Consider the following 21,659-nt stretch of genomic DNA (forward strand, 5'->3'; position numbering starts at 1 on the left):
ATTTTTCTTAACGATTAACAATCTTTTTTTTAACATCTTTGTAACAAACTTAAGTTACTAAGAAGATGAAAATTTACCCAATAGAAACAGGGAATTTTAAATTAGATGGTGGTGCAATGTTTGGTGTTGTACCTAAAACTATTTGGCAAAAAACAAATCCTGCAGATTCAAATAATTTAATAGAAATGAGCATGCGTTGCTTGTTAATTGAAGATGGAGATCGATTAATTTTGGTTGATACAGGTCTTGGAAATAAGCAGTCAGATAAATTTTTTGGTTACTATTATTTATTTGGTGATTTTTCTTTAGATACTTCTCTTAAAAATTTAGGATTTCATAAAGATGATATCACAGATATTTTTTTAACTCATTTACATTTTGATCATTGTGGAGGTGTTATTGAAAGAAACAAAGATGGGCTACTAATACCAGCATTTAAGAATGCCAAAGTATGGTCTAATGATAAACATTGGTCTTGGGCAACAGAACCAAATCCAAGAGAAAAAGCATCATTTTTAAAAGAAAATATAAATCCTATTAAAGAAAATGGTCAGTTAGAATTTATACACCGTAATTATCAAGAGCAAATAGGTTTCGATGTTTTATTTATGGATGGTCATACAGAAAAGCAAATGCTGCCTAAACTAACATACCAAGACAAAACCTTGGTTTTTATGGCAGATTTATTACCAACAATTGGTCATATACCTCTACCATATGTTATGGGTTATGACACTAGGCCATTACTTACCATTAAAGAAAAGGCCGACTTTTTAAACCTTGCTGCAGATGAAAATTTCTATCTATTTTTAGAGCACGATGCACATAATGAAATTTGCACTGTAAAGCACACAGAAAAAGGAGTTAGACTTAACACAACACACAAATTTTCAGAAATATTTAGTTAAAAAACATACAGAAATGAGAAATGTAAGAGCGTATTTTTTGAGTGCTTTCATAGCACTTTTTTTGGTAGGCTGTAAAACAACACAAACAGTAGTTGTTCAGCCAAATTTTAATGAAATAAATCCAACTCCAGCAAAAAAAACAGATTTATCTGAAAGTGATTTTCAAATTTGGTCGCATTTAGATATTACTCAAGATTCTATTGCTGGTATGAGTTTAGCTAAAGCTTATCAATTTTTAGAAGGTAAAAAAAGTAAAGAAGTAATTGTTGCAATTGCAGATTCTGGAGTAGATGTAAAACACGAAGATTTAAAAGATGTACTTTGGATAAACCCATCAGAAATTGATAACAATAATATAGATGATGATAAAAATGGTTTTGAAGATGATGTCTTTGGATGGAATTTTCTGGGCAATAAAGCAGGAGATATTGTTACTATAGATCAATTAGAAATTACAAGATTGGTAAAAAAAGGAAAAATAAAATTTGCTAATGTTGATGTAGCAACTTTATCAGAAGAAGTTAAAAAAGAATATGATGCGTATTTAAAGTTGGTAAAAGAATACGATGCTACAATTATTGAAAAGGAAGCAGAAATCAGTAAAATGGAAGATTACCTAATAACATTAGGTTTAATTCAGCAAGATTTTACTGCAGTTAAAGAATTGGCAAAACAAGAAGATTTAACCTTAGAGTTGGTGAATGGTCTAAAAGCGCCGAACTTAAAAACCTTAGTTAAAATTAAAAATGTAGCCAATATTTTACAGCAAGGAATGAGCGAGGAGAACCTACATGAAGAACATGAAAAGGTTGTAGAATATTTAACCGAGATTAAAAAAGCAATGAAAGGTTATGATTTAGAAATGAATTATCGTCAAACTTTAGGCGATGATTTGTATGATATTTCAGATAAGTTTTATGGTAATAATAATGTGTTAGGTACTGCAGATGCAGCTAAACATGGTACTCATGTTGCAGGTATTGTTGCAGCAAATACCACTAATAACATAGGAGCAGTAGGTGTAGCAAATAACGTAAAAATTATGACTGTTAGAATTGTGCCTGATGGAGATGAGCATGACAAAGACGTAGCTTTAGGTATAAAATATGCTGTAGACAATGGAGCAAAAATTATAAATACAAGTTTTGGTAAACGTTTTTCACCAAATAAAGACTGGGTTTACGATGCTATAAAATACGCTGCAGACAATGATGTTTTAATTGTAAATGCAGCTGGTAATGATGGTAAAAATATAGACACTAGAGCATCTTATCCAACAGATTCTAAAGACATGATTACTGAATTTGCAGATAATGTAATAACCATTGGCGCAAGTAGTTTGGCTTACGATAAAAATTTACCAGCAAACTTTTCTAATTACGGTAAAATCAATGTAGATGTTTTTGCACCTGGTGTAGATATTTATTCTTCTGTACCAAATGATAAATACGAGGCTTTAAGTGGTACATCTATGGCAGCACCTTCAACTGCTGGAGTAGCAGCTTTAATAAGAGGATATTATCCTAATTTATCAGCGAAAGAGGTAAAAGAAATTTTAATGAATTCTGGAGTTAAAATTAACTTTAATGTCATTAAACCTGGTTCTCAATCAGAAAGTAATCCAGAAGGTGAATTAGTTCCGTTTTCTGAGCTGTCAGTTTCAGGTAGAATTATAAATGCATACAATGCCTTACAATTGGCAGATTATATATCAAACAAAAAATAATAGCACCAAACAATTAAAGATTGTTGCTATTTTTATACTTTTATAAACACTTAAAAAATCAATTTATATGAGAAAATTATTACTTCTACTGGTATCTGTAGGTATGCTTGTTGCTTGTGCAGAAACTAAAGACGTTCAGTACTCAGAAAACACAAAAAATAAAATGTCTTCGAATGCTAATGGTTATTGGCAACAACAGGTAGATTATACTATGGATATTGATATGGATGTAAACAACTATCAATATAAAGGAACACAAAAATTAGTGTACACAAACAATTCTCCAGACGATTTAGACCGTGTTTTTTATCATTTATATTTTAATGCGTTTCAACCTGGTTCTCAAATGGATGTTCGTTCATTAAACATTGCAGATCCAGACAGAAGGGTAGGAGATAGAATCAGCAAATTAAAACCAAATGAAATTGGTTACATAAAAGTAAATTCTTTAAAACAAGATGGTGCTGAAGTAACTTATGAAACTGTAGGTACAATTCTAGAAGTAAAATTGCAAAAGCCTATTAAAGCCGGAGAAACTGTAACTTTTGATATGGTATTTGATGCGCAAGTGCCAGTGCAAATAAGACGTTCAGGAAGAAATAGTAAAGAAAATGTTGCACTTTCTATGGCTCAATGGTATCCTAAAATGGCTGAGTATGATTTTCAAGGATGGCATACTCCACCATATATAGCACGTGAATTTCATGGTGTTTGGGGAGATTTTGATGTTACCTTGCACATAGATAAAAATTATGTAGTTGGTGGTACTGGTTATTTGCAAAATCCGCAAGAAGTTGGTCATAATTATGCAGATAAAAATCAACCATTAAATTTACCTAAAGGCGATAAATTAACATGGCATTTTAAAGCACCAAATGTACATGATTTTGTTTGGGCTGCAGACCCTGAGTATAATCACGATATTTTAAAAATGCCTTCTGGGCCAACTTTACATTTTTTCTACAAAAAAACTTTAGAAGGTGAATATTTACAAAATTGGAAAAAACTACAACCACAAACTGCAGAGTTAATGGCATATTTTTCTGAGAATGTAGGTAAATATCCTTATGAACAATACTCAGTAATTCAAGGTGGAGATGGAGGTATGGAGTATGCTATGGCTACTTTAATTACAGGTAAGCGTAAATATGGAAGCTTATTTGGTGTTACTGCTCATGAAATGGCTCATACTTGGTTTCAATTTTTATTAGCTTCTAACGAAAGTTTACATCCATGGATGGATGAAGGTTTTACAAGTTACATTTCTAACAAAGCAGAAAACGAAATTTTAAACGAGAATAAAGAAAATCCGCATGCTGGTTCTTATAGAGGCTATAGAACAATTGTAAACAGAGGTTATGAAGAATCTCTTTCTACACATGCAGATAGATATAACACAAACTGGGCATATGGTACTGCAAGTTACTCTAAAGGAAATATTTTCTTATCGCAATTAGAATATGTTATTGGTTCAGAAAATGTGGCTAAAGGTTTAAAAAAGTACTTTAACGATTTTAGTTTTAAACACCCAACTCCAAATGATATCAAACGTTCAATGGAGAAAGTTTCTGGTATACATTTAGACTGGTATTTAAACGAATGGACACAAACTACGCACACTATAGATTATGGAGTTAAATCTGTAAATGGCAAAACCATTACTTTAGAAAGAATTGGTAAAATGCCAATGCCAATAGATTTAGAGGTAGAATACACAGATGGATCTACAGAAAGTTTTAATATTCCTTTACGTATTATGAGAGGTGTTAAGCCTACAACTGCAACTGTTTTAGAAGATTGGGCTTGGGCTATTCCAACATATTCTTTTGATGCAGCAAAAGCTGTAAAATCTGTAACTATTGATAAAAGTGGATTAATGGCAGATGTTAAATTAGATAACAATACCTATCCTGCAAAATAGGTATAATCAGTATATATAATAAAAAAGGTGAAGCTATAAGCTTCACCTTTTTTATTATGTCAACTTGTTTATTTCTTAGGTTAAGAATTCGTTTATTTTTTCTTTAGGAATAAAGCCCATAAGCATTAAATAAATTCCACAAACAATCAATATGATACCCATAACACGTTTTACTCTATAAATTACAGCAGGTGTCATTTTACTTTTTAATTGTTTTGCTAAAACTATTTTACATAAATCTGTAATAAAATATCCTAAAATGATGGTAGCAAAATATAAAAATATTGCATTTTGATTCATTTTTAGGGCAGGTCCAATTACTAATACAGTTCCTAGCCAAAAAGCCAAAACACCAATGTTTATGAAATTTAAAAAGAATCCTTTTACAAATAATTTAAGGTAGTTGTTTTCTACAATAGGCACTTCTATAGATTTGGCAGATTCTAATGCTTGCTTTTTATTTTCTCGATCAAAATAGGTAATTAAGCCATAAATGATAAGTACTAAACCACCAATAAAAAACAATCTAGGATCGTCTTTAATTTTTTCTAATAAAGATCTACTTCCATAATAGCCAATCAATATAAAGCAAATATCGCCCAAAATCACGCCTAAATCTAGAGCAATAGCAGCTCTTGCACCTTTTAAAATACTGGTTTGAATCAGCATAAAAAATACAGGCCCAATCATAAAAGCCATGAAAAAGCCAATAAGTAAAGCGTTTTTAAAGTCGTAAATATCCATATTTTACAAAAATAAGGATTTTAAACGTCATCAAAATCAATAGAAATGGTAGATGTTGTTGGGTGTGCTTGGCATGTTAAAATAAATCCTTCTTCCATTTCACCATCAGTTAAAATAGTGTTCTTAACCATAACAGCTTTACCTTCTGTTACTTTAGCTAAACAAGAACTACAAACTCCACCTTGACAAGAATAAGGAGGATCTAAATCATTACGCAATGTAGCTGCTAAAATATCATCTGTTTGTTGCATGCTAAAGGTAGTTTCTTCATCATCTAACAAAACTGTTATTTTGGTGGTACCCTCTTTTACTTCTTCAAGAGCTTCTTCATCTACAGATACTGTAAATAATTCAAAATGAATATTTTCTGTTGTAAAGTAATTTTCTTTAAGAGTACTAGTAACAGCATTAATCATTTCTTCTGGGCCACATAAATAAGCAGCATCAAAAGTGGTTTCTTTGTACATATTCTTTACAAAGTAATTTGTAACACTTTTATCGATTCTTCCTCTTAACTGGTTTTTTACTTCTTCTCTACTAAAAATATAGTGTAGCTTAAATTGATTTGGATAATTCTCTTTTAATGCATTTAACTCATCGTAAAAAATGGTGTCTGCAACAGATTTATTACCATAAACTAAAGTAAAGTTTGCAGAAGGTTCATTTTCTAAAACCGATTTTACCATAGATAAAATAGGAGTTATACCAGAACCTGCAGCAAATGCAATGTAATTTTTGTTTGCTTCTGGTTTTAGCTCAAATCTACCTTCTGGAGCCGAAATTTCAATGGAATCTCCAGTTTTTAATTCAGTGGTTGCATATTGAGAAAACGTTCCGTTTTCTACAGCTTTAATTGCAACTCTAATTTCGTTACTTTTTGGTGTAGAACAAATGGAATAAGCTCTTCGAACTTCTTCTCCATTAATAATGGTTTGTAATGTTATGTATTGCCCAGAAACAAAATTAAAATCTTGCTTTAATTGTTCAGGTATATCAAATAAAACAGAAACCGCGTTTGCGGTTTCTTGTTTAACTTCTTGTATGTTTACTTTGTGAAAATCTGCCATAAATGTGTTTAAACTAAATTATTTGCAATTAAAAATTCAGCTATTTGAACTGTATTTGTTGCAGCACCTTTTCTTAAGTTATCTGCAACTATCCACAAATTTAAGGTATTTTCTTGAGATTCGTCTCTTCTAATTCGTCCAACAAAAACTTCATCTTTGTCATGAGCATTAATTGGCATTGGGTATACGTTGTTGTCTAAATCATCTTGTACAATAACACCAGGAAAATCATTTAATAATTGACGCACTTCTGCCAAATCAAAATCATTTTCAAACTGCACATTTACAGCTTCTGAATGACCACCAGCTGTAGGAATACGAACTGCAGTTGCAGTTACAGAAAAAGAATCATCTCTTAAAATTTTCTTTGGTTCGTTCACCAACTTCATTTCTTCTTTGGTGTAACCATTGTCTAAGAAAATATCACAATGAGGTAGTGCATTTCTACCAATTTTATGAGGATAAGCCATTTCTCCATCAATTCCAGCCTCTTCATTATCTAATTGTTGTACAGCTTTTACTCCAGTTCCTGAAACAGATTGATAGGTAGAAACTACTAACCGTTTCATTGTATATTTCTCATGTAAAGGTGCTAACGCCATAACCAACTGAATTGTAGAGCAGTTTGGGTTTGCTATAATTTTATCTTCGGCTGTTAGTACATCACCATTAATTTCTGGTACAACTAATTTTTTATCAGCATCCATTCTCCAAGCAGAAGAATTATCAATAACTGTAGTACCCATTTCTGCAAATTTAGGAGCCCATTCTAAAGAGGTGTCTCCACCTGCAGAAAACAAAGCGATGTCTGGTTTTAAATTTACAGCATCTTCTAAGGTTACGATTGTAAATTCTTTACCCTTATAACTTAACTTTTTTCCTGCAGATCTAGCAGAAGCTACAGGTATAAATTCGGTTATAGGTAAATTACGTTCTTCTAATACTTTTAACATCACTGTGCCAACCATACCAGTTGCACCAACTACTGCTACTTTCATTATTTTAAATTTTGTTTCTAAATTCTTTTACAAAGATGAGAACTAAATACATGTTAGCCATTATTTTAATAAATATTTACCAATATATTTACAGATGTTTAAAATTTAACAGATTGTTGTAAAAATTCCTTTTCTATGATTTCTTTAAGGATGAAAATAGGTTGTTATAACTACTTTTAGTAGCGTTAAACAAAAGCATTATAAATATCTGGTGATTTTTCTTAAGATTATATTTATTCTTTATTTTCTGCTTAAACAAAATAGTTTAGAATGCTAAAATTATTGTAATTTTGTCGAGAATTATTTTACGAACACGAACTGAATAATGTTCAGCTTAAAAAAAGGTATAGCATGCAACTGTACAATAAGTTAAGCGCACAAGAACGCGCAGAATTAATTGATAAAGCTGGTAAAGACAGACTTACCATTTCTTTTTATCAATACCACCAAATTAAAAATCCTCAAATCTTAAGAGATAAGTTATTTCTAGAATGGAATGCTCTAGATGTATTAGGTAGAATTTACGTATCCTATGAAGGTATTAATGCTCAACTTTCTGTACCATCAGAAAACTTATACGCATTGAAAGAACAACTAGATAGTATAAGCTTTCTTAAAGACATTCGCCTAAATATTGCTATTGAACAATACAATAAATCGTTTCTAAAACTTAAAGTGAAAGTTAGAAACAAAATTGTAGCAGATGGTCTTAATGATGACACTTTTGATGTTACTAATAAAGGGATACATTTAAACGCGAAAGAATTTAATGAAATGTTGGCAAATCCTGATACAGTGTGTGTAGATATGCGCAATCATTATGAGAGTGAAATTGGTCATTTTGATGGTGCAGTTACTCCAGATGTAGATACGTTTCGTGATTCTTTAGACATTATTGAAGAAGATTTAAAAGACAATAAAGAAGATAAGAATTTATTGATGTATTGTACTGGAGGTATTCGTTGTGAAAAAGCATCTGCTTATTACAAACACAAAGGATTTAAAAACGTTTTTCAGTTAGAAGGTGGTATTATAGAATATACACGTCAAGTAAATGAAGAAGGCATAGAAAATAAATTTATTGGTAAAAACTTCGTGTTCGATCATAGAAGAGCAGAAAAAATTACAGATGATGTTATTGCCAATTGCCATCAATGTGGAAAACCTTGCGATACCCATACAAACTGTGCAAATGAAGCTTGTCATTTGTTGTTTATACAATGTGATGAATGTTCAGAAAAAATGGAAAATACTTGTTCTACAGATTGTCAAGAAATTATTCATTTACCTTACGAAGAACAAAAAGAACTAAGAAAAGGTAAAGGAAACAGTAACAAAATTTTTAAAAAAGGCAGAAGTAAAGTTTTAAAATTTAAAAACTAAATTTCTTTCGAAAATAAATAATAAGGCCTCTTTTATAGAGGTCTTTTTTGTTTTTAAAACGAATTCTAATTAGATGATAGCGAATTCTAAATGGCACAAATTTTAATTGTCAAAACAGATTAATTTAGTGCAAAGAGTAGCAAAGTTTGTAAAAATTAGATCTTAAAAAAAGCTGTTTTTTCATTCTTTAAGAATACGTATATTTACGAAATAGAGAAGATTGGGTGGAAATTATATAGGAGCCTGATTATCAAATTGTGAATCGTACGTTTTTAAGCAAACAAGACTATAATTGATGCTGTTAATTACTTGGTAAAACAGCTTTAGTTTAAAAACGGATTAAAATATATATTTTACATGGCATGTGGAAGTTGTGGTACAACAGAAAATGGGGTACCTAGAGGTTGTAAAAGTAATGGAAATTGTGGGTCAGGTTCTTGTGGTAGTGGAAGTGAAAAGTTAGCTGTTTTTGATTGGCTTTCGAATATGAAATTACCAAGTGGTCAAGAACGTTATAATATTTTTGAAGTACGTTTTAAAAACGGAAGAAAACATTTTTATAAAAATGTAGATAATTTGCCCTTAACCATGGGTGATATTATTGCTGTAGAGGGTTCTCCAGGTCATGATATAGGGACTATTTCATTAGCAGGAGAATTAGTAAAAGTGCAAATGAAAAAGCGTAAAATTACGGAAGATCATGAAGATGTTAAGAAAATTTATAGAAAAGCTACTCAGAGAGATATAGATGTTTGGCAAGCAGCAAGAGCTAAGGAAGAAGAAACCCAAAGAAGAGGTCGAGAAATTTTAGGTAAACTTGGCTTACAGATGAAACTTTCTGATGTAGAGTATCAAGGAGATGGAAATAAAGCCACTTTTTATTACACTGCAGATGCAAGAGTAGATTTTAGACAATTAATTAGAGATTTGGCTGGTGCTTTTTCAATTCGAGTAGAAATGAAACAAGTAGGTGCAAGGCAAGAAGCAGCAAGATTAGGAGGAGTAGGTTCTTGTGGTAGAGAATTATGTTGTTCTACTTGGTTAACAGATTTTAGAAAAGTAACAACATCTGCTGCACGTTATCAGCAATTATCTTTAAACCCTTTAAAATTAGCAGGGCAATGTGGTAAGTTAAAATGTTGTTTAAATTTTGAGTTAGATACTTATTTAGATGCTTTAAAATCGTTTCCAAAACAAGATGTGGTTCTAAAAACAGAAAAAGGAGATGCTGTTTTTGTAAAGATGGATATTTTTAAAAAACATCTTTGGTATACATACAAAGAAGAACGTTTTAAATGGTTTCGTTTAACCCTAGATCAGGTTCAAGAAATTATAGAATTAAATAAAAATAATGAAAAATCTATTTCGTTAGAAGAGTATGAATCTGATGTAGAGATTGTAGAAAAAGTAAGTTTTGAGGATGCAGCTGGGCAAGATAGTTTAACACGTTTTGATACACCTAAACCAAGTAAACGAAGAAGAAACAACAGAAACAAAAGGAAGAAAAAACCGGTTGCTGCAACTGTTGCAAAAACTTCAAATCAAAACAAGAACAATCAACAGAAAAGAAAACCAAAAAACAAACCAAATCAAAATCAACCAAAAGCAGAAGGTGCAAGGCCAAATAAGCCAAGGAGAAATAATAGAAATAGAAAAAACAACAAAAACCAAAATGGGAATAGTGCTAAAGAAAAGTCATAAATTCTTTATTTTATTTCTAATAGCTATTTTGTACAGTTGCAACTCTAATATAGAGTTTACAGAATATAAAACAATGCAAGATAGCAGTTGGAAATCTCAAGAGAAAATCTCATTTATTTTTGATGTATCAGATACTATTCAACCAAAAAACTTGTTTATCAATATCAGAAATAATTACAATTACCCATTTAGTAATTTGTATGTTATTACTGAATTAAAAGCTCCAAATGGAGATAAAGTGATAGACACTTTACAGTATGCTATGACAGATGCTAAAGGGAATTTTTTAGGCGATGGTTTTGCAGATGTAATAGAAAATAAACTCTTTTACAAAGAACAAATAAAATTTGCAAAAGGTGGTGAATATCAATTTAATATTCGACATGCAATGCGTAAAAACGGACAGGTTAACCCTATTTCAAATTTAGAAGGTATACAAGATATTGGTTTCAGTATCGAAAATAATAATTAAAATGGCAGAGAAAAAAACAAGCTTTAAAAAGTTTATCATTTGGTTTTGGGCACTTATCCTTGGTGGTGTTTTAATTTTAGCTGGCTTATTTTTTACAGCTTCTGTTGGTGGTTTTGGAGCGTTACCCACTTTTGAAGAGTTAGAAAATCCGCAAACCAATATAGCTACAGAAGTAATTTCTTCAGATGGTGTTACCATTGGTAAATATGCAACCGAGAATAGAACTCCCGTTCATTTTAATGAGCTACCTCAAAATTTAGTTAATGCTTTAGTTGCTACTGAAGATGAACGTTTTTACGAACATTCAGGTATCGATTTTAGAGGTACAGCAAGAGCTGTTCTAAAACCAGGTAGTGGAGGTGCAAGTACCATATCTCAGCAATTAGCAAAAATGCTGTTTACAGGTAGAGCATCTAGCAATATTTTTAAAAGAGTATTGCAAAAAATGAAAGAATGGGTTGTTGCTACTAAACTAGAAAAACAATATACAAAGCAAGAGATTATTGCAATGTACTTAAATAAATACGACTTTTTAAATCAGGCAGTTGGTATACGTTCTGCAGCAAGAATTTATTTTGGAAAAGAACCAAAAGATTTAGAAATTCAGGAATCTGCAATGTTAGTAGGTATGCTTAAAAACTCCTCTTATTTTAATCCTTTAAGAAGAGAGGCTATTGTAAAACAAAGAAGAAATGTTGTTTTATTACAAATGTCTAAAAACAATTACATTTCTGAAGATGAAAAAATTAAATTGCAGCAATTGCCATTAGATTTAGAATATACTCCAGAAAGCCATGATGAAGGTTATGCAACTTATTTTAGAGCACATTTACAAAAAGTAATGCGCACATGGGTTAGAAATAACCCAAAACCAAATGGTGAAGAATATGATATTTTTAGAGATGGCTTAAAAATATATGTAACTATTGATTCTAGAATGCAAAAGTATGCAGAAGAAGCTGTAAAAGAGCATATGGCTAATCTACAATCGTATTTTTTTAAGGAGCAAGCAAGAAATAGAACTGCACCTTTTTACGATTTAGAAAAAAGTCAAATTAGAAGTATTTATGAAAGAGCTAAAAAGAATTCAAATAGATACAAAAGATTGATTGCAGCAGGCAAACCTGTTAAAGAAATAGATAAGATTTTTAATACTAAAACAGAAATGAAAGTATTCTCTTGGAAAGGTGTTAAAGATACTGTGATGTCGCCAAATGACTCAATTAAATATTACAAACATTTTTTACGATCAGGTTTATTATCAATAGAGCCACAAACAGGTCATATAAAAGCTTGGGTGGGTGGTATCAATAATAAATTTTTTAAGTACGATGCTGTTGCTCAACAAAAAAGACAAGTTGGTTCTACATTTAAACCATTTGTTTATGCAACTGCTATTAACCAATTAAGAATGTCTCCTTGTGATGAGCTGCCAAATATTCGTTACACAATTCCTAAAGGTAAATATGGAATTCCTGAAGCTTGGACACCAGATAATGCTACACAAAATTATGGAGGAATGCTTACGTTAAAAGATGGTTTAGCAGGTTCAGTAAATACAATATCAGCAAATTTAATAGATAAAGTAGCTCCAGAAAATGTGGTACGTTTGGCTAAAGCATCTGGTATTGAAACAGAAATAAAGGCAAATCCTGCAATCGCTTTAGGTGCAGTCGATTTATCTTTATTAGAAATGGTAAGTGCATACTCTACATTTGCAAATAGAGGTTTACGAGTAAAACCAATGATCATTACCAGAATTGAAGATAAAAACGGTACTGTTTTAAAAGATTTTGTGCCAGAAACACAAGAGGTTCTAAGTGAAGAATCTGCCTATGTAATTTTAAATTTATTAGAAGGGGTAACCCAATCAGGTTCAGGTGTTCGTTTAAGATCTTCATGGTCTTCAGGTGGTGGTGCTGTAACTGGTTTTCCTTACGGATTTAAAAATGCAATTGCAGGTAAAACAGGTACAACCCAAAATCAGTCAGATGGTTGGTTTATGGGAATTGTACCAAATTTAGCAACAGGTGTTTGGACAGGTGGAGAAGATAGAGCAACTCATTTTGCGGGTATTGCAAAAGGGCAAGGTGCAACAATGGCATTACCAACTTGGGCTTTATTTATGCAAAAATGTTATGCAGATAAATCTTTAAATATTTCTAAAGAAGATTTTGAAAAACCAGAAGAATTAAGCATAAATATCAATTGCGATAAAAAAGAGGAGGAAAATATAGATACAGTTCCTAGAGGAGATACAGATTTTTAAATTCTATCTTTTTAAAAATCATTAAATTTTAAAAGAATGATAAACAAAAAAGTAAATAGTGTTCAAGAAGCTTTAAGTGGCGTAAAAGATGGTATGACTCTTATGCTAGGTGGTTTTGGACTTTGTGGAATTCCTGAAAATGCTATTTCAGAATTAGTAAAATTAGATGTTAGAGATGTTACATGCATTTCTAACAATGCAGGTGTAGATGATTTTGGTTTGGGTTTATTATTACAGAATAAGCAAATCAAAAAAATGATATCATCTTACGTTGGTGAAAATGATGAGTTTGAACGCCAAATGTTATCAGGTGAATTAGAAGTAGAATTAACACCACAAGGTACTTTAGCTGAGAAATGTAGAGCAGCACAAGCAGGTTTTCCTGCATTTTACACGCCTGCAGGTTTTGGCACAGAAGTAGCAGAAGGTAAAGAAACTAGAGAGTTTGATGGTAAAATGTATGTTTTAGAACCAGCTTTTAAAGCAGATTTTGCCTTTGTAAAAGCTTGGAAAGGTGATGCTGCAGGTAATTTAGTTTTTAAAGGAACTTCAAGAAATTTTAATCCAAATATGTGTGGTGCAGCAACGATTACTGTTGTTGAGGTAGAAGAGTTAGTAGAAGTAGGTGAGTTAGATCCTAATCATATTCATATTCCAGGAATTTTTGTACAAAGAATTTTTGAAGGCACCAATTATGAGAAAAGGATTGAGCAAAGAACTGTAAGACAAAAACAATAAGTATGGCTTTAGATAAAAATGGAATCGCTAAAAGAATTGCACAAGAAGTGCAAGATGGTTTTTATGTAAACCTAGGTATTGGTATACCAACTTTGGTAGCTAATTACGTAAGAGAAGATATAGAGGTTGAGTTTCAATCTGAGAATGGTGTTTTAGGTATGGGGCCTTTTCCTTTTGAAGGTGAAGAAGATGCAGACATTATAAATGCTGGGAAGCAAACCATAACAACAATGCCTGGAGCAAGTTTTTTCGATTCTGCAACTAGCTTTGCCATGATTCGTGGTAAGCATGTAGATTTAACCATTTTAGGAGCAATGGAAGTTGCAGAAAATGGAGATATTGCTAACTGGAAAATTCCAGGAAAAATGGTAAAAGGTATGGGTGGAGCTATGGATTTAGTGGCATCTGCAGAAAATATTATTGTGGCAATGATGCATACCAATAAAAGAGGCGAATCAAAAATATTAAAGCAATGTTCTTTACCATTAACAGGGGTAGGTTGTGTAACAAAAGTGGTTACCAATTTAGCAGTTTTAGAAGTAAAAGACAATGCATTTCACTTGTTAGAAAGAGCTCCAGGAGTTTCTGTTGAAGAAATTCAAAAAGCAACAGAAGGTACTTTAGTGGTTAAAGGTGATATTCCTGAAATGAGTTTGTAAATGAAAAATTTAAAATATATTATTCCTTTCCTTTTCCCAATTCTAATTATTGTTTTTGGCCTAATTATTTATAAGATTTTAGAATATGAGCCTAATATTTATACAATTCTGATTAATGTAGGAGGTGCTTATATTTTATCTCCTAAATTTAAAACTGTAGAAAAACAGCATGGTGTAGAAGAGCAAATGAAGTGGTTGTTTTTTAAAAAAGTAATTAATAAAAAAGTATAAGAATTGTCCTGTTAAAGGAAATTAATAGCACTGAATGAAAATTATCTCATATAACGTAAACGGAATTAGAGCTGCCTTAAAAAAAGGATTTTCAGATTGGTTGAAAGCCGCAAATCCAGATGTAATTTGTATTCAAGAAACTAAAGCGCACAAAGAACAATTAGATTTATCGTTGTTCGAAGATGCTGGTTATCCTTACCATTATTGGTTTTCTGCACAAAAAAAAGGGTATTCTTCAGTAGCAATTTTGTGTAAAGAAAAACCAAATCATATTGAGTATGGTACAGGAATAGAATCTATGGATTTTGAAGGTAGAAACCTAAGAGTAGATTTTGATGATGTATCAATCATGAGTTTGTATTTACCTTCTGGAACTAACGCATTACGCTTGGATTACAAGTTTAATTATATGGATGAGTTTCAAGAATACATTACTAATCTAAGAAAAGAAATTCCGAATTTGGTCATTTGTGGGGATTATAATATTTGTCACGAAGAGATAGATATTCATAACCCAAAAATGAAGGGTGTATCTGGGTTTTTACCAGAAGAAAGAACTTGGATTGGCAATTTTATCAACAGTGGGTTTATAGACAGTTTTCGTTATTTAAATAAAGAACTACAACAATATTCTTGGTGGAGTTACAGAGCAAACGCAAGAGCAAACAATAAAGGTTGGAGGCTAGATTATGCAATGGTTTCTGAACCTTTAAAAGATAAAATAAGCAGAGCATACATTTTACCAGAAGCAAAACATTCAGATCATTGCCCAATAGCATTAGAACTAGACATTTAAATTTATGAGGTTTCTTTTATCCTTTTTACTTATCAGTATTTCAACCTTTGCACAACAGGAAATAGATACACTACCAATTGTTAAAATTGATACTATTAGCAATACAAATATAAAGCTAGCAGATATTAAAAATGATGACTTGTTTTCTGATGACGACTTGAAAATGATTGATAGTTTATTGGTAGGTCATAAATTCAATTCACCTTTAATAGACACTTTAGAATATGTAATTGATGATAAAGATATTATTGGCAATACTAAAAAAGCAGTTACTACAGATTTGCTTAAGCAACGTCTATCTCATTTAAACGATCAAACACCATTTGATTTGGCTTACAATCCTGCTTTAGAAAAAGTAATCAATAGTTATCTTTTATATAGAGGAAAATATTATCCAGCATTGATGGCAAAAGCCAAATATTACTTTCCAATGTTTGAGCAATATTTAGATCAATATGATATTCCTTTAGAAATGAAATACCTTTCTATTGTAGAATCTGCTCTAAGACCAAAGGCAAGATCTGGAGTTGGAGCCTCTGGTTTATGGCAGTTTATGTATGGTACAGGAAAACAGTTCGATTTAAAGGTGAGTTCTTATGTAGATGAAAGGTATGATCCTGTTAAAGCAACAATTGCAGCCTGTAAATATCTAAGTCAATTATATAATGTTTTTGGAGATTGGGATTTAGCACTTGCAGCTTATAATTCTGGTCCAGGTAATGTTTCTAAAGCTATAAAACGATCTGGAGGTTTTAAAAATTATTGGAATATAAGGCCCTATTTACCAAGAGAAACTGCAGGTTATGTGCCTGCATTTTATGCTACTATGTATATTTTTGAACATGCTAATGATCACAATATATACTCTGAGTTACCAAAGTTTTTCGAATTTCAAACAGATACAGTTCGCGTAAAAAGAACAGTTTCTTTTGATCAAATTTCAGAAACAATAAATGTTGATGAAGAGGTGCTTACATTTTTAAACCCTTCTTATAAGCTAGATATTATTCCGTTTATTAAGGATAGAAATTATGCTTTAAGGTTGCCAAGCAGTAAAATTATCGATTTTCTAGACAAAGAAAAACAGCTTTATGCATTAGCTGATGAAGACGATGCTAAAAGAGAAAAACCTTTGCCTAAGTATTTCGAAATGGATAAACGCATTCGTTACAAAGTAAAAAGTGGCGATTATTTAGGTAAAATTGCAAATAAATTCGGAGTGCGAGTAAGTAGTATAAAACGCTGGAATAGTTTAAAAACAAGTAACCTTAAAATTGGTCAGCGTTTATATATTTATCCAAAACGTTTAAGATAATAAGAATTAAATTTCAATTTGGAATAGTCTTTGAGGACATACAATTGAATCAAATTTTATAAAAGAAAACCATGAAAAAAATATTTTCAGTATTTGTATTATCCATTTTATTAGTTTCCTGTGTTGGTAATGATAAAATGATTTTAAAAGAATCTATTGGTAGAATTAACAAGGTAATGGTTGTTGCTAAAATTAGTGATTGGACAGGAGATGTTGGCCAAGAGGTAAGAAATTCTTTTGGAGAATTAATGGTAGGTTTACCACAAGCAGAACCAATTTTATCTGTTTCTCAAGTAGCACCTAGTGGTTTTAGTTCTATGATGAAAGCTAGTAGAAATATATTAGTGATATCTGAAGGAGAAAAATCTAACTTTTCTGTTAAACGAAATGTTTACGCTAAACCGCAAACCATTATTTATGTTCAGGGTAAAGATGATAAAGAAATCATAGAAATTCTTCAAAACAGAAAAGAAGAAATTAGAAAAACCTTCTTAGATTCAGATATTGCATTTACACAAGGTATCTTCAAAAAAGATGCTTCAAAGCAAAAATACAAGACCTTAGAACAATTGGGCCTTTCAATGACAATTCCTAATAAATTTAATACAGTAGATGATACAGGAGAATTCTTATGGCTTCGTAATCATTTAACAAGTGGTATTGCTAAAACCGGTAGTAATAATATTTTGGTGTATTCTGTGCCTTTAGTAGATAAAACAACAGTTGCAGACAGTATAGTTTCGGTTAGAAATGCAATAGGTAAAAAATACATACCAGGTTCAGACCCAGAAAAAATGTATATGATTACAGAAGAAGCCTACACTCCTTTTACTTTTGATGCAACTATAGATGGTAAAAAAGCCTATGAAACAAGAGGAAAATGGGAGGTAAAAAATGATTTTATGGCAGGTCCTTTTTTGAATTATACAGTATTAGATGAAGCTAACAATAGATTAATTGTGGTCGAAGGGTTTACCTATGCACCTTCTGTGAATAAAAGAGCCTTTGTTTTCGAGTTAGAAGCTATTGCAAAATCTTTAAAAATAAATTAAGGGAATTCTACAAAATACATAAAGGCCTCAGAAGTGATTCTGAGGCCTTTTTTTGTAAATAACTAATTATCAAATTGGTATTTGTTATATTTGAATATCAACCAAAAAACTATTTTATCATGGAAATGAATTTCTACATCTTTTTTTTAGCAGCCTTAGTCCCAATGATTATTGGCTTTGTATGGTATGGTCCTCTTTTTGGAAAAGCCTGGATGAACCAAATGGGTTTTACAGAAGAGTCTTTAAAAGACACAAACATGGTTAAAACTTTACTCATTTCTTATGTTTTAAGCCTTTTAATTGCGTTTGCATTAATGCCAATGGTTATACATCAAATGGGTGTTTATTCTACTTTAGCAGGTGAGCCAGGATTTGCAGAGCAAACAGGTGAGGCTTATTCGTATTTCGAAAATTTTGTAGCTACTTATAGCGATCGATTTAGAACCTTTAAACACGGAGCTTTTCATGGAGTTTTGTTTGGCTTCTTCTTAATAATGCCGATTTTAGGAATCATTGCTGTTTTTGAGAAAAAATCTTTTAAATATGTGGCTATTAATGCAGGATATTGGATAGTTACACTTGCAGTTATGGGTGGTATTATTTGTCAGTGGATGTAATTCTTAACCCTAAAATAAAAATAAAAAAGCCGCTAAAAGCGGCTTTTTCTATATTGTATTTACAATTAGTTTAATATCCTATTTTGGCACGAACTCTTTGTAAAACTTCATTAGCTGTTTCAGTTGCTTTTTCAGCTCCTAATTTTAAGGCTTCATCAATTTCATGCTGATTGTTCATGTAATGATGATAACGTTCTCTTATTGTTGCAAATTTCTCTACAATTACCTCATATAAAGCTTGTTTTGCATGACCATAACCATAATTTCCACCTTCATAATTTGCTCTCATTTCTGTAATTTGAGTATCAGTAGCTAACAGTTTATATAGCGCAAAAACATTATCAGTATCTGGATTTTTAGGTTCTTCTAAAGGTGTACTATCTGTCTTAATACCCATAATTTGTTTTCTTAATTTTTTATCAGTTAAAAAAATGTTGATGGTATTCTCTCTAGATTTACTCATTTTTTCGCCATCAGTTCCAGGAACTAATTTGGTGTTCTCTTGTATTTTTGCTTTTGGCGCTACTAAAGTTTCACCCACTACATGGTTAAATCTGTTTGCAACATCTCTAGTCATTTCTAAATGTTGCAATTGATCTTTACCTACAGGTACAATTTCTGCGTCATACAATAAAATATCTGCAGCCATTAACATCGGGTAAGTAAATAAACCAGAATTTACATCAGACAAACGATCTGCTTTGTCTTTAAAACTATGAGCCAAGGTTAGTCTTTGATAAGGAAAATAACAACTCAAATACCAACTTAGTTCAGTTACTTGAGGTATATCACTCTGTCTGTAAAATACTGTTTTATTAATGTCTAAACCACAAGCAAGCCAAGTTGCAGCAGTGCTGTAGGTGTTTTCTCTTAGCTGTTTACCATCTTTAATTTGAGTTAAAGAATGCATATCTGCTATAAAAAGAAAAGCTTCGTTTTTAGGATCATTAGCCATTTCTATAGCTGGTAAAATTGCTCCTAATAAATTACCTAAATGTGGTGTTCCTGTACTTTGTACTCCTGTTAAAATTCTAGACATTTATTTAATTTTAAAATCGAAAATTAATTTTAGAAGGCAAAAATAAGGTTTTGAGTACAAAAAATATCAAAGAAAAGAAATTAGTATTTTTGCCATAGTTTTAAATGTTTAAAACTACTTATTAACCTTGCTACTTTGAAATTTATTAAAATTCCGTTTTTATTTATTTGGCGCATTTGGTTCTACCTACTTTTAATAGTTACCATTTTAATTATGGTACCATTTATGCTGGTATTAACGGCTAAGGAATCTTATTATCCTATTTTTTGGAAAATGGTAAGATTATGGTCTTTTATCTTGATTTATGGAATGGGTTTTCGACTTAAGGTAGATAGAGAAATGAAAATTGAAAGAGACAAAAGTTATATGTTTTGTCCTAATCATGGCTCATTGATGGATCCTTTTGTAATGATCGCACTTAGTAAAAACCCTATTGTTTTTATAGGAAAGAAAGAGTTGGTTAAAATTCCAATTTTTGGATTTTTCTATAAGAGAGTTGTGATTATGGTAGATAGAAGCAGCCCAAAAAGTAGAAAAAGGGTTTTTAAAATGGCAAAAGAAAAACTTAGAAATGGTACAAGCATGGCTATTTTTCCTGAAGGTTTGGTGCCTGCAGAAAACGTAATTTTAGCACCTTTTAAAGATGGTGCTTTTAGTTTAGCAATAGAATTTGAAATGCCAATTGTGCCCCAAGTATACTATGATTGCAAACGACTTTTTTCTTGGGATTTTTTTAAAGGTGGCCCAGGACTTTTTAGAATTCATCAGCATAGTTTTATTGAGACTAAAAACTTAGAATTAAGTGATGTTGATCAACTTAAAAAGCAGACCTTTGATTTAATTTATCAAGATTTGATAAATGATAAAAAGTATATGAAAGATACTAACAGACCTAATAATGAGCGAGAGTTTAAATCACCTTTATAGCACAAAAGAAGAGAAATTAAATATTTTTTCTCATGGCCTAGGCTTGGTTCTAAGTGTTGTAGCTTTTCCCTTTTTGGTATATAAATCTTTTGATTTTACTGGTTTTTGGCAACCCTTAAGTTTTATTATTTACGGTTTAAGTATGATTGTATTGTATGCAGCATCAACTTTTTATCATGCAGCAAAAGAGCCTAAAAAAAGAAGAAAATTAAATATTTTCGATCATGCAGCCATTTATGTATTAATTGCTGGCAGTTACTCACCTTTTTGTTTGGTTGGTTTGAATTCAGATTTAGGTTGGTATATGTTTTTGTTTGTGTGGCTTTTTGCACTAACAGGTATTATTTTGAAATTGTTTTTTACAGGTAGATTTGATAAAGTTTCTACTGCAATGTACTTGCTTATGGGTTGGCAAGTTATGTTTTTTATAAAACCGCTTATGGAGAGTATTTCTTCTGAAAACTTTTATTATTTGCTAGCTGGTGGTGTTTTTTATTCTATTGGAGCTGTTTTGTATTCGATTAAGAGAATGCCTTACAATCATGCAATTTTTCACGTTTTTGTGTTGTTAGGTAGCTTTTCTCACTTCTTAGGTATTTATAATTTATAATTTCCAAGATGTAAAAGGTTTTTTACTAATATAAGAGTTGTAATATCTAATATCGCCTGTAACTTCTTTACCTAACCAATTAGGTTTTAAAAATTTTTCTTGCTCCGAATTTAGCTCTATTTCAGCCAAAACTAAACCATTATTGGCTCCTTTAAATTCATCTACTTCAAAAGTGAAATGCTCATTTTTTATCAAAAAGCGAGTCTTGTCTATTATATAGGGTTCACATAAAAGCAGCAACTGTTCAGCTTCTTTTTTATCAATTTCTTTCTCCCATTCAAACCTTGTGGTACCTGTAGCATTAGATTTGCCTTTAATGGTTAGGAAAGCTTTATCATCTTGAATACGAACTCTTACTGTTCTGCTTTTATCGGTATTTAAATAACCTTGCTTTATTTTTTTTGTGAGGTATGCTTGCTGTTTATAATCGTTGTTTTTTACCAAAAACTTTCTTTCTATTTCTAAAGCCATAAAATATGCTACTTC

21 protein-coding genes are annotated in these 21,659 nt (G+C 31.2%); 16 read left to right on the forward strand and 5 right to left on the reverse strand.

All coding sequences use genetic code 11. The features are described from left to right. The first annotated feature begins 65 nt into the window (after positions 1-65). The 3 genes from MED152_RS10290 (at position 66) to MED152_RS10300 (ending at position 4,555) form a co-directional block, all read left to right on the forward strand. Positions 66-908, forward strand: coding sequence for an MBL fold metallo-hydrolase (locus tag MED152_RS10290; protein ID WP_015481817.1), 843 nt, complete (start codon positions 66-68; stop codon positions 906-908). A gap of 13 nt (positions 909-921) precedes the next feature. Then, positions 922-2,634: a S8 family serine peptidase gene (locus MED152_RS10295; protein WP_015481818.1), complete on the forward strand. Its 1,713-nt coding sequence runs from the start codon at positions 922-924 to the stop codon at positions 2,632-2,634. 67 nt (positions 2,635-2,701) lie between these two features. Further along, the gene (locus MED152_RS10300; protein ID WP_015481819.1) at positions 2,702-4,555 is read left to right on the forward strand and encodes a M1 family metallopeptidase; all 1,854 of its coding nucleotides are present in this window, start codon (positions 2,702-2,704) and stop codon (positions 4,553-4,555) included. A 75-nt stretch (positions 4,556-4,630) separates the two neighbouring features. Here MED152_RS10300 and MED152_RS10305 read toward each other — a convergent pair whose 3' ends face one another. From MED152_RS10305 to MED152_RS10315, 3 genes are read right to left on the reverse strand one after another with little or no spacing between them, the layout of a single operon-like run. Then, entirely contained in the window at positions 4,631-5,299 is a 669-nt protein-coding gene (locus MED152_RS10305; protein WP_015481820.1) for a LysE family translocator, read from the reverse strand. 20 nt (positions 5,300-5,319) lie between these two features. Then, on the reverse strand, positions 5,320-6,366 hold the full coding sequence (locus tag MED152_RS10310) for a ferredoxin--NADP reductase (protein WP_015481821.1): 1,047 nt from the start codon (positions 6,364-6,366) through the stop codon (positions 5,320-5,322). 8 nt (positions 6,367-6,374) lie between these two features. Beyond that, positions 6,375-7,364: an aspartate-semialdehyde dehydrogenase gene (locus tag MED152_RS10315; protein ID WP_015481822.1), complete on the reverse strand. Its 990-nt coding sequence runs from the start codon at positions 7,362-7,364 to the stop codon at positions 6,375-6,377. 351 nt (positions 7,365-7,715) lie between these two features. Here MED152_RS10315 and MED152_RS10320 point away from each other — a divergent pair, with 351 nt between their 5' ends. The 11 genes from MED152_RS10320 to MED152_RS10370 all read left to right on the forward strand — a co-directional run bounded on the left by MED152_RS10320 (position 7,716) and on the right by MED152_RS10370 (position 18,597). Then, on the forward strand, positions 7,716-8,747 hold the full coding sequence (locus MED152_RS10320; protein ID WP_015481823.1) for a rhodanese-related sulfurtransferase: 1,032 nt from the start codon (positions 7,716-7,718) through the stop codon (positions 8,745-8,747). A gap of 357 nt (positions 8,748-9,104) precedes the next feature. Next, entirely contained in the window at positions 9,105-10,448 is a 1,344-nt protein-coding gene (locus tag MED152_RS10325) for a regulatory iron-sulfur-containing complex subunit RicT (RefSeq protein ID WP_015481824.1), read from the forward strand. Continuing rightward, entirely contained in the window at positions 10,420-10,920 is a 501-nt protein-coding gene (locus MED152_RS10330) for a gliding motility lipoprotein GldH (RefSeq protein WP_015481825.1), read from the forward strand. The genes MED152_RS10325 and MED152_RS10330 overlap by 29 nt, the downstream gene beginning before the upstream one ends. A 1-nt stretch (position 10,921) precedes the next feature. Then, positions 10,922-13,189 (forward strand): transglycosylase domain-containing protein, encoded by a 2,268-nt coding sequence (locus MED152_RS10335; protein ID WP_015481826.1) that lies wholly within the window; start codon positions 10,922-10,924, stop codon positions 13,187-13,189. Positions 13,190-13,225: 36 nt separating this feature from the next. Beyond that, on the forward strand, positions 13,226-13,927 hold the full coding sequence (locus tag MED152_RS10340; protein WP_015481827.1) for a CoA transferase subunit A: 702 nt from the start codon (positions 13,226-13,228) through the stop codon (positions 13,925-13,927). 2 nt (positions 13,928-13,929) lie between these two features. Then, a complete protein-coding gene (locus MED152_RS10345; protein ID WP_015481828.1) occupies positions 13,930-14,586 on the forward strand; it encodes a CoA transferase subunit B in 657 nt (218 codons plus the stop codon). Beyond that, positions 14,587-14,817 carry a hypothetical protein gene (locus MED152_RS10350; protein ID WP_015481829.1) on the forward strand — a complete coding sequence of 77 codons (231 nt, stop codon included), beginning with the start codon at positions 14,587-14,589 and terminating at the stop codon, positions 14,815-14,817. A 34-nt stretch (positions 14,818-14,851) separates the two neighbouring features. Next, the gene (locus tag MED152_RS10355) at positions 14,852-15,613 is read left to right on the forward strand and encodes an exodeoxyribonuclease III (protein WP_015481830.1); all 762 of its coding nucleotides are present in this window, start codon (positions 14,852-14,854) and stop codon (positions 15,611-15,613) included. A gap of 4 nt (positions 15,614-15,617) precedes the next feature. Further along, a complete protein-coding gene (locus tag MED152_RS10360) occupies positions 15,618-16,928 on the forward strand; it encodes a lytic transglycosylase domain-containing protein (protein ID WP_015481831.1) in 1,311 nt (436 codons plus the stop codon). 71 nt (positions 16,929-16,999) lie between these two features. Then, on the forward strand, positions 17,000-17,980 hold the full coding sequence (locus tag MED152_RS10365; RefSeq protein WP_015481832.1) for a DUF4837 family protein: 981 nt from the start codon (positions 17,000-17,002) through the stop codon (positions 17,978-17,980). A gap of 119 nt (positions 17,981-18,099) precedes the next feature. Further along, complete coding sequence (locus MED152_RS10370) at positions 18,100-18,597, forward strand: DUF1761 domain-containing protein (RefSeq protein WP_015481833.1); 498 nt, start codon at positions 18,100-18,102, stop codon at positions 18,595-18,597. Between the two features lie 70 nt (positions 18,598-18,667). Here MED152_RS10370 and trpS read toward each other — a convergent pair whose 3' ends face one another. After that, on the reverse strand, positions 18,668-19,636 hold the full coding sequence (trpS, locus tag MED152_RS10375; RefSeq protein WP_015481834.1) for a tryptophan--tRNA ligase: 969 nt from the start codon (positions 19,634-19,636) through the stop codon (positions 18,668-18,670). A gap of 135 nt (positions 19,637-19,771) precedes the next feature. Here trpS and MED152_RS10380 point away from each other — a divergent pair, with 135 nt between their 5' ends. Then, positions 19,772-20,563, forward strand: a complete 792-nt coding sequence (locus tag MED152_RS10380; protein WP_041383595.1) for a 1-acyl-sn-glycerol-3-phosphate acyltransferase — start codon at positions 19,772-19,774, stop codon at positions 20,561-20,563. Beyond that, the gene (locus MED152_RS10385; protein ID WP_015481836.1) at positions 20,535-21,173 is read left to right on the forward strand and encodes a hemolysin III family protein; all 639 of its coding nucleotides are present in this window, start codon (positions 20,535-20,537) and stop codon (positions 21,171-21,173) included. Before MED152_RS10380 ends, MED152_RS10385 begins: the two co-directional genes overlap by 29 nt. Here MED152_RS10385 and MED152_RS10390 read toward each other — a convergent pair. Then, a complete protein-coding gene (locus tag MED152_RS10390; RefSeq protein WP_015481837.1) occupies positions 21,168-21,644 on the reverse strand; it encodes a CYTH domain-containing protein in 477 nt (158 codons plus the stop codon). The two genes, MED152_RS10385 and MED152_RS10390, sit on opposite strands and share 6 nt — an antisense overlap. Positions 21,645-21,659: the final 15 nt, after the last annotated feature.

Source organism: Polaribacter sp. MED152 (assembly GCF_000152945.2).
In the GTDB taxonomy this organism is placed as follows: domain Bacteria; phylum Bacteroidota; class Bacteroidia; order Flavobacteriales; family Flavobacteriaceae; genus Polaribacter.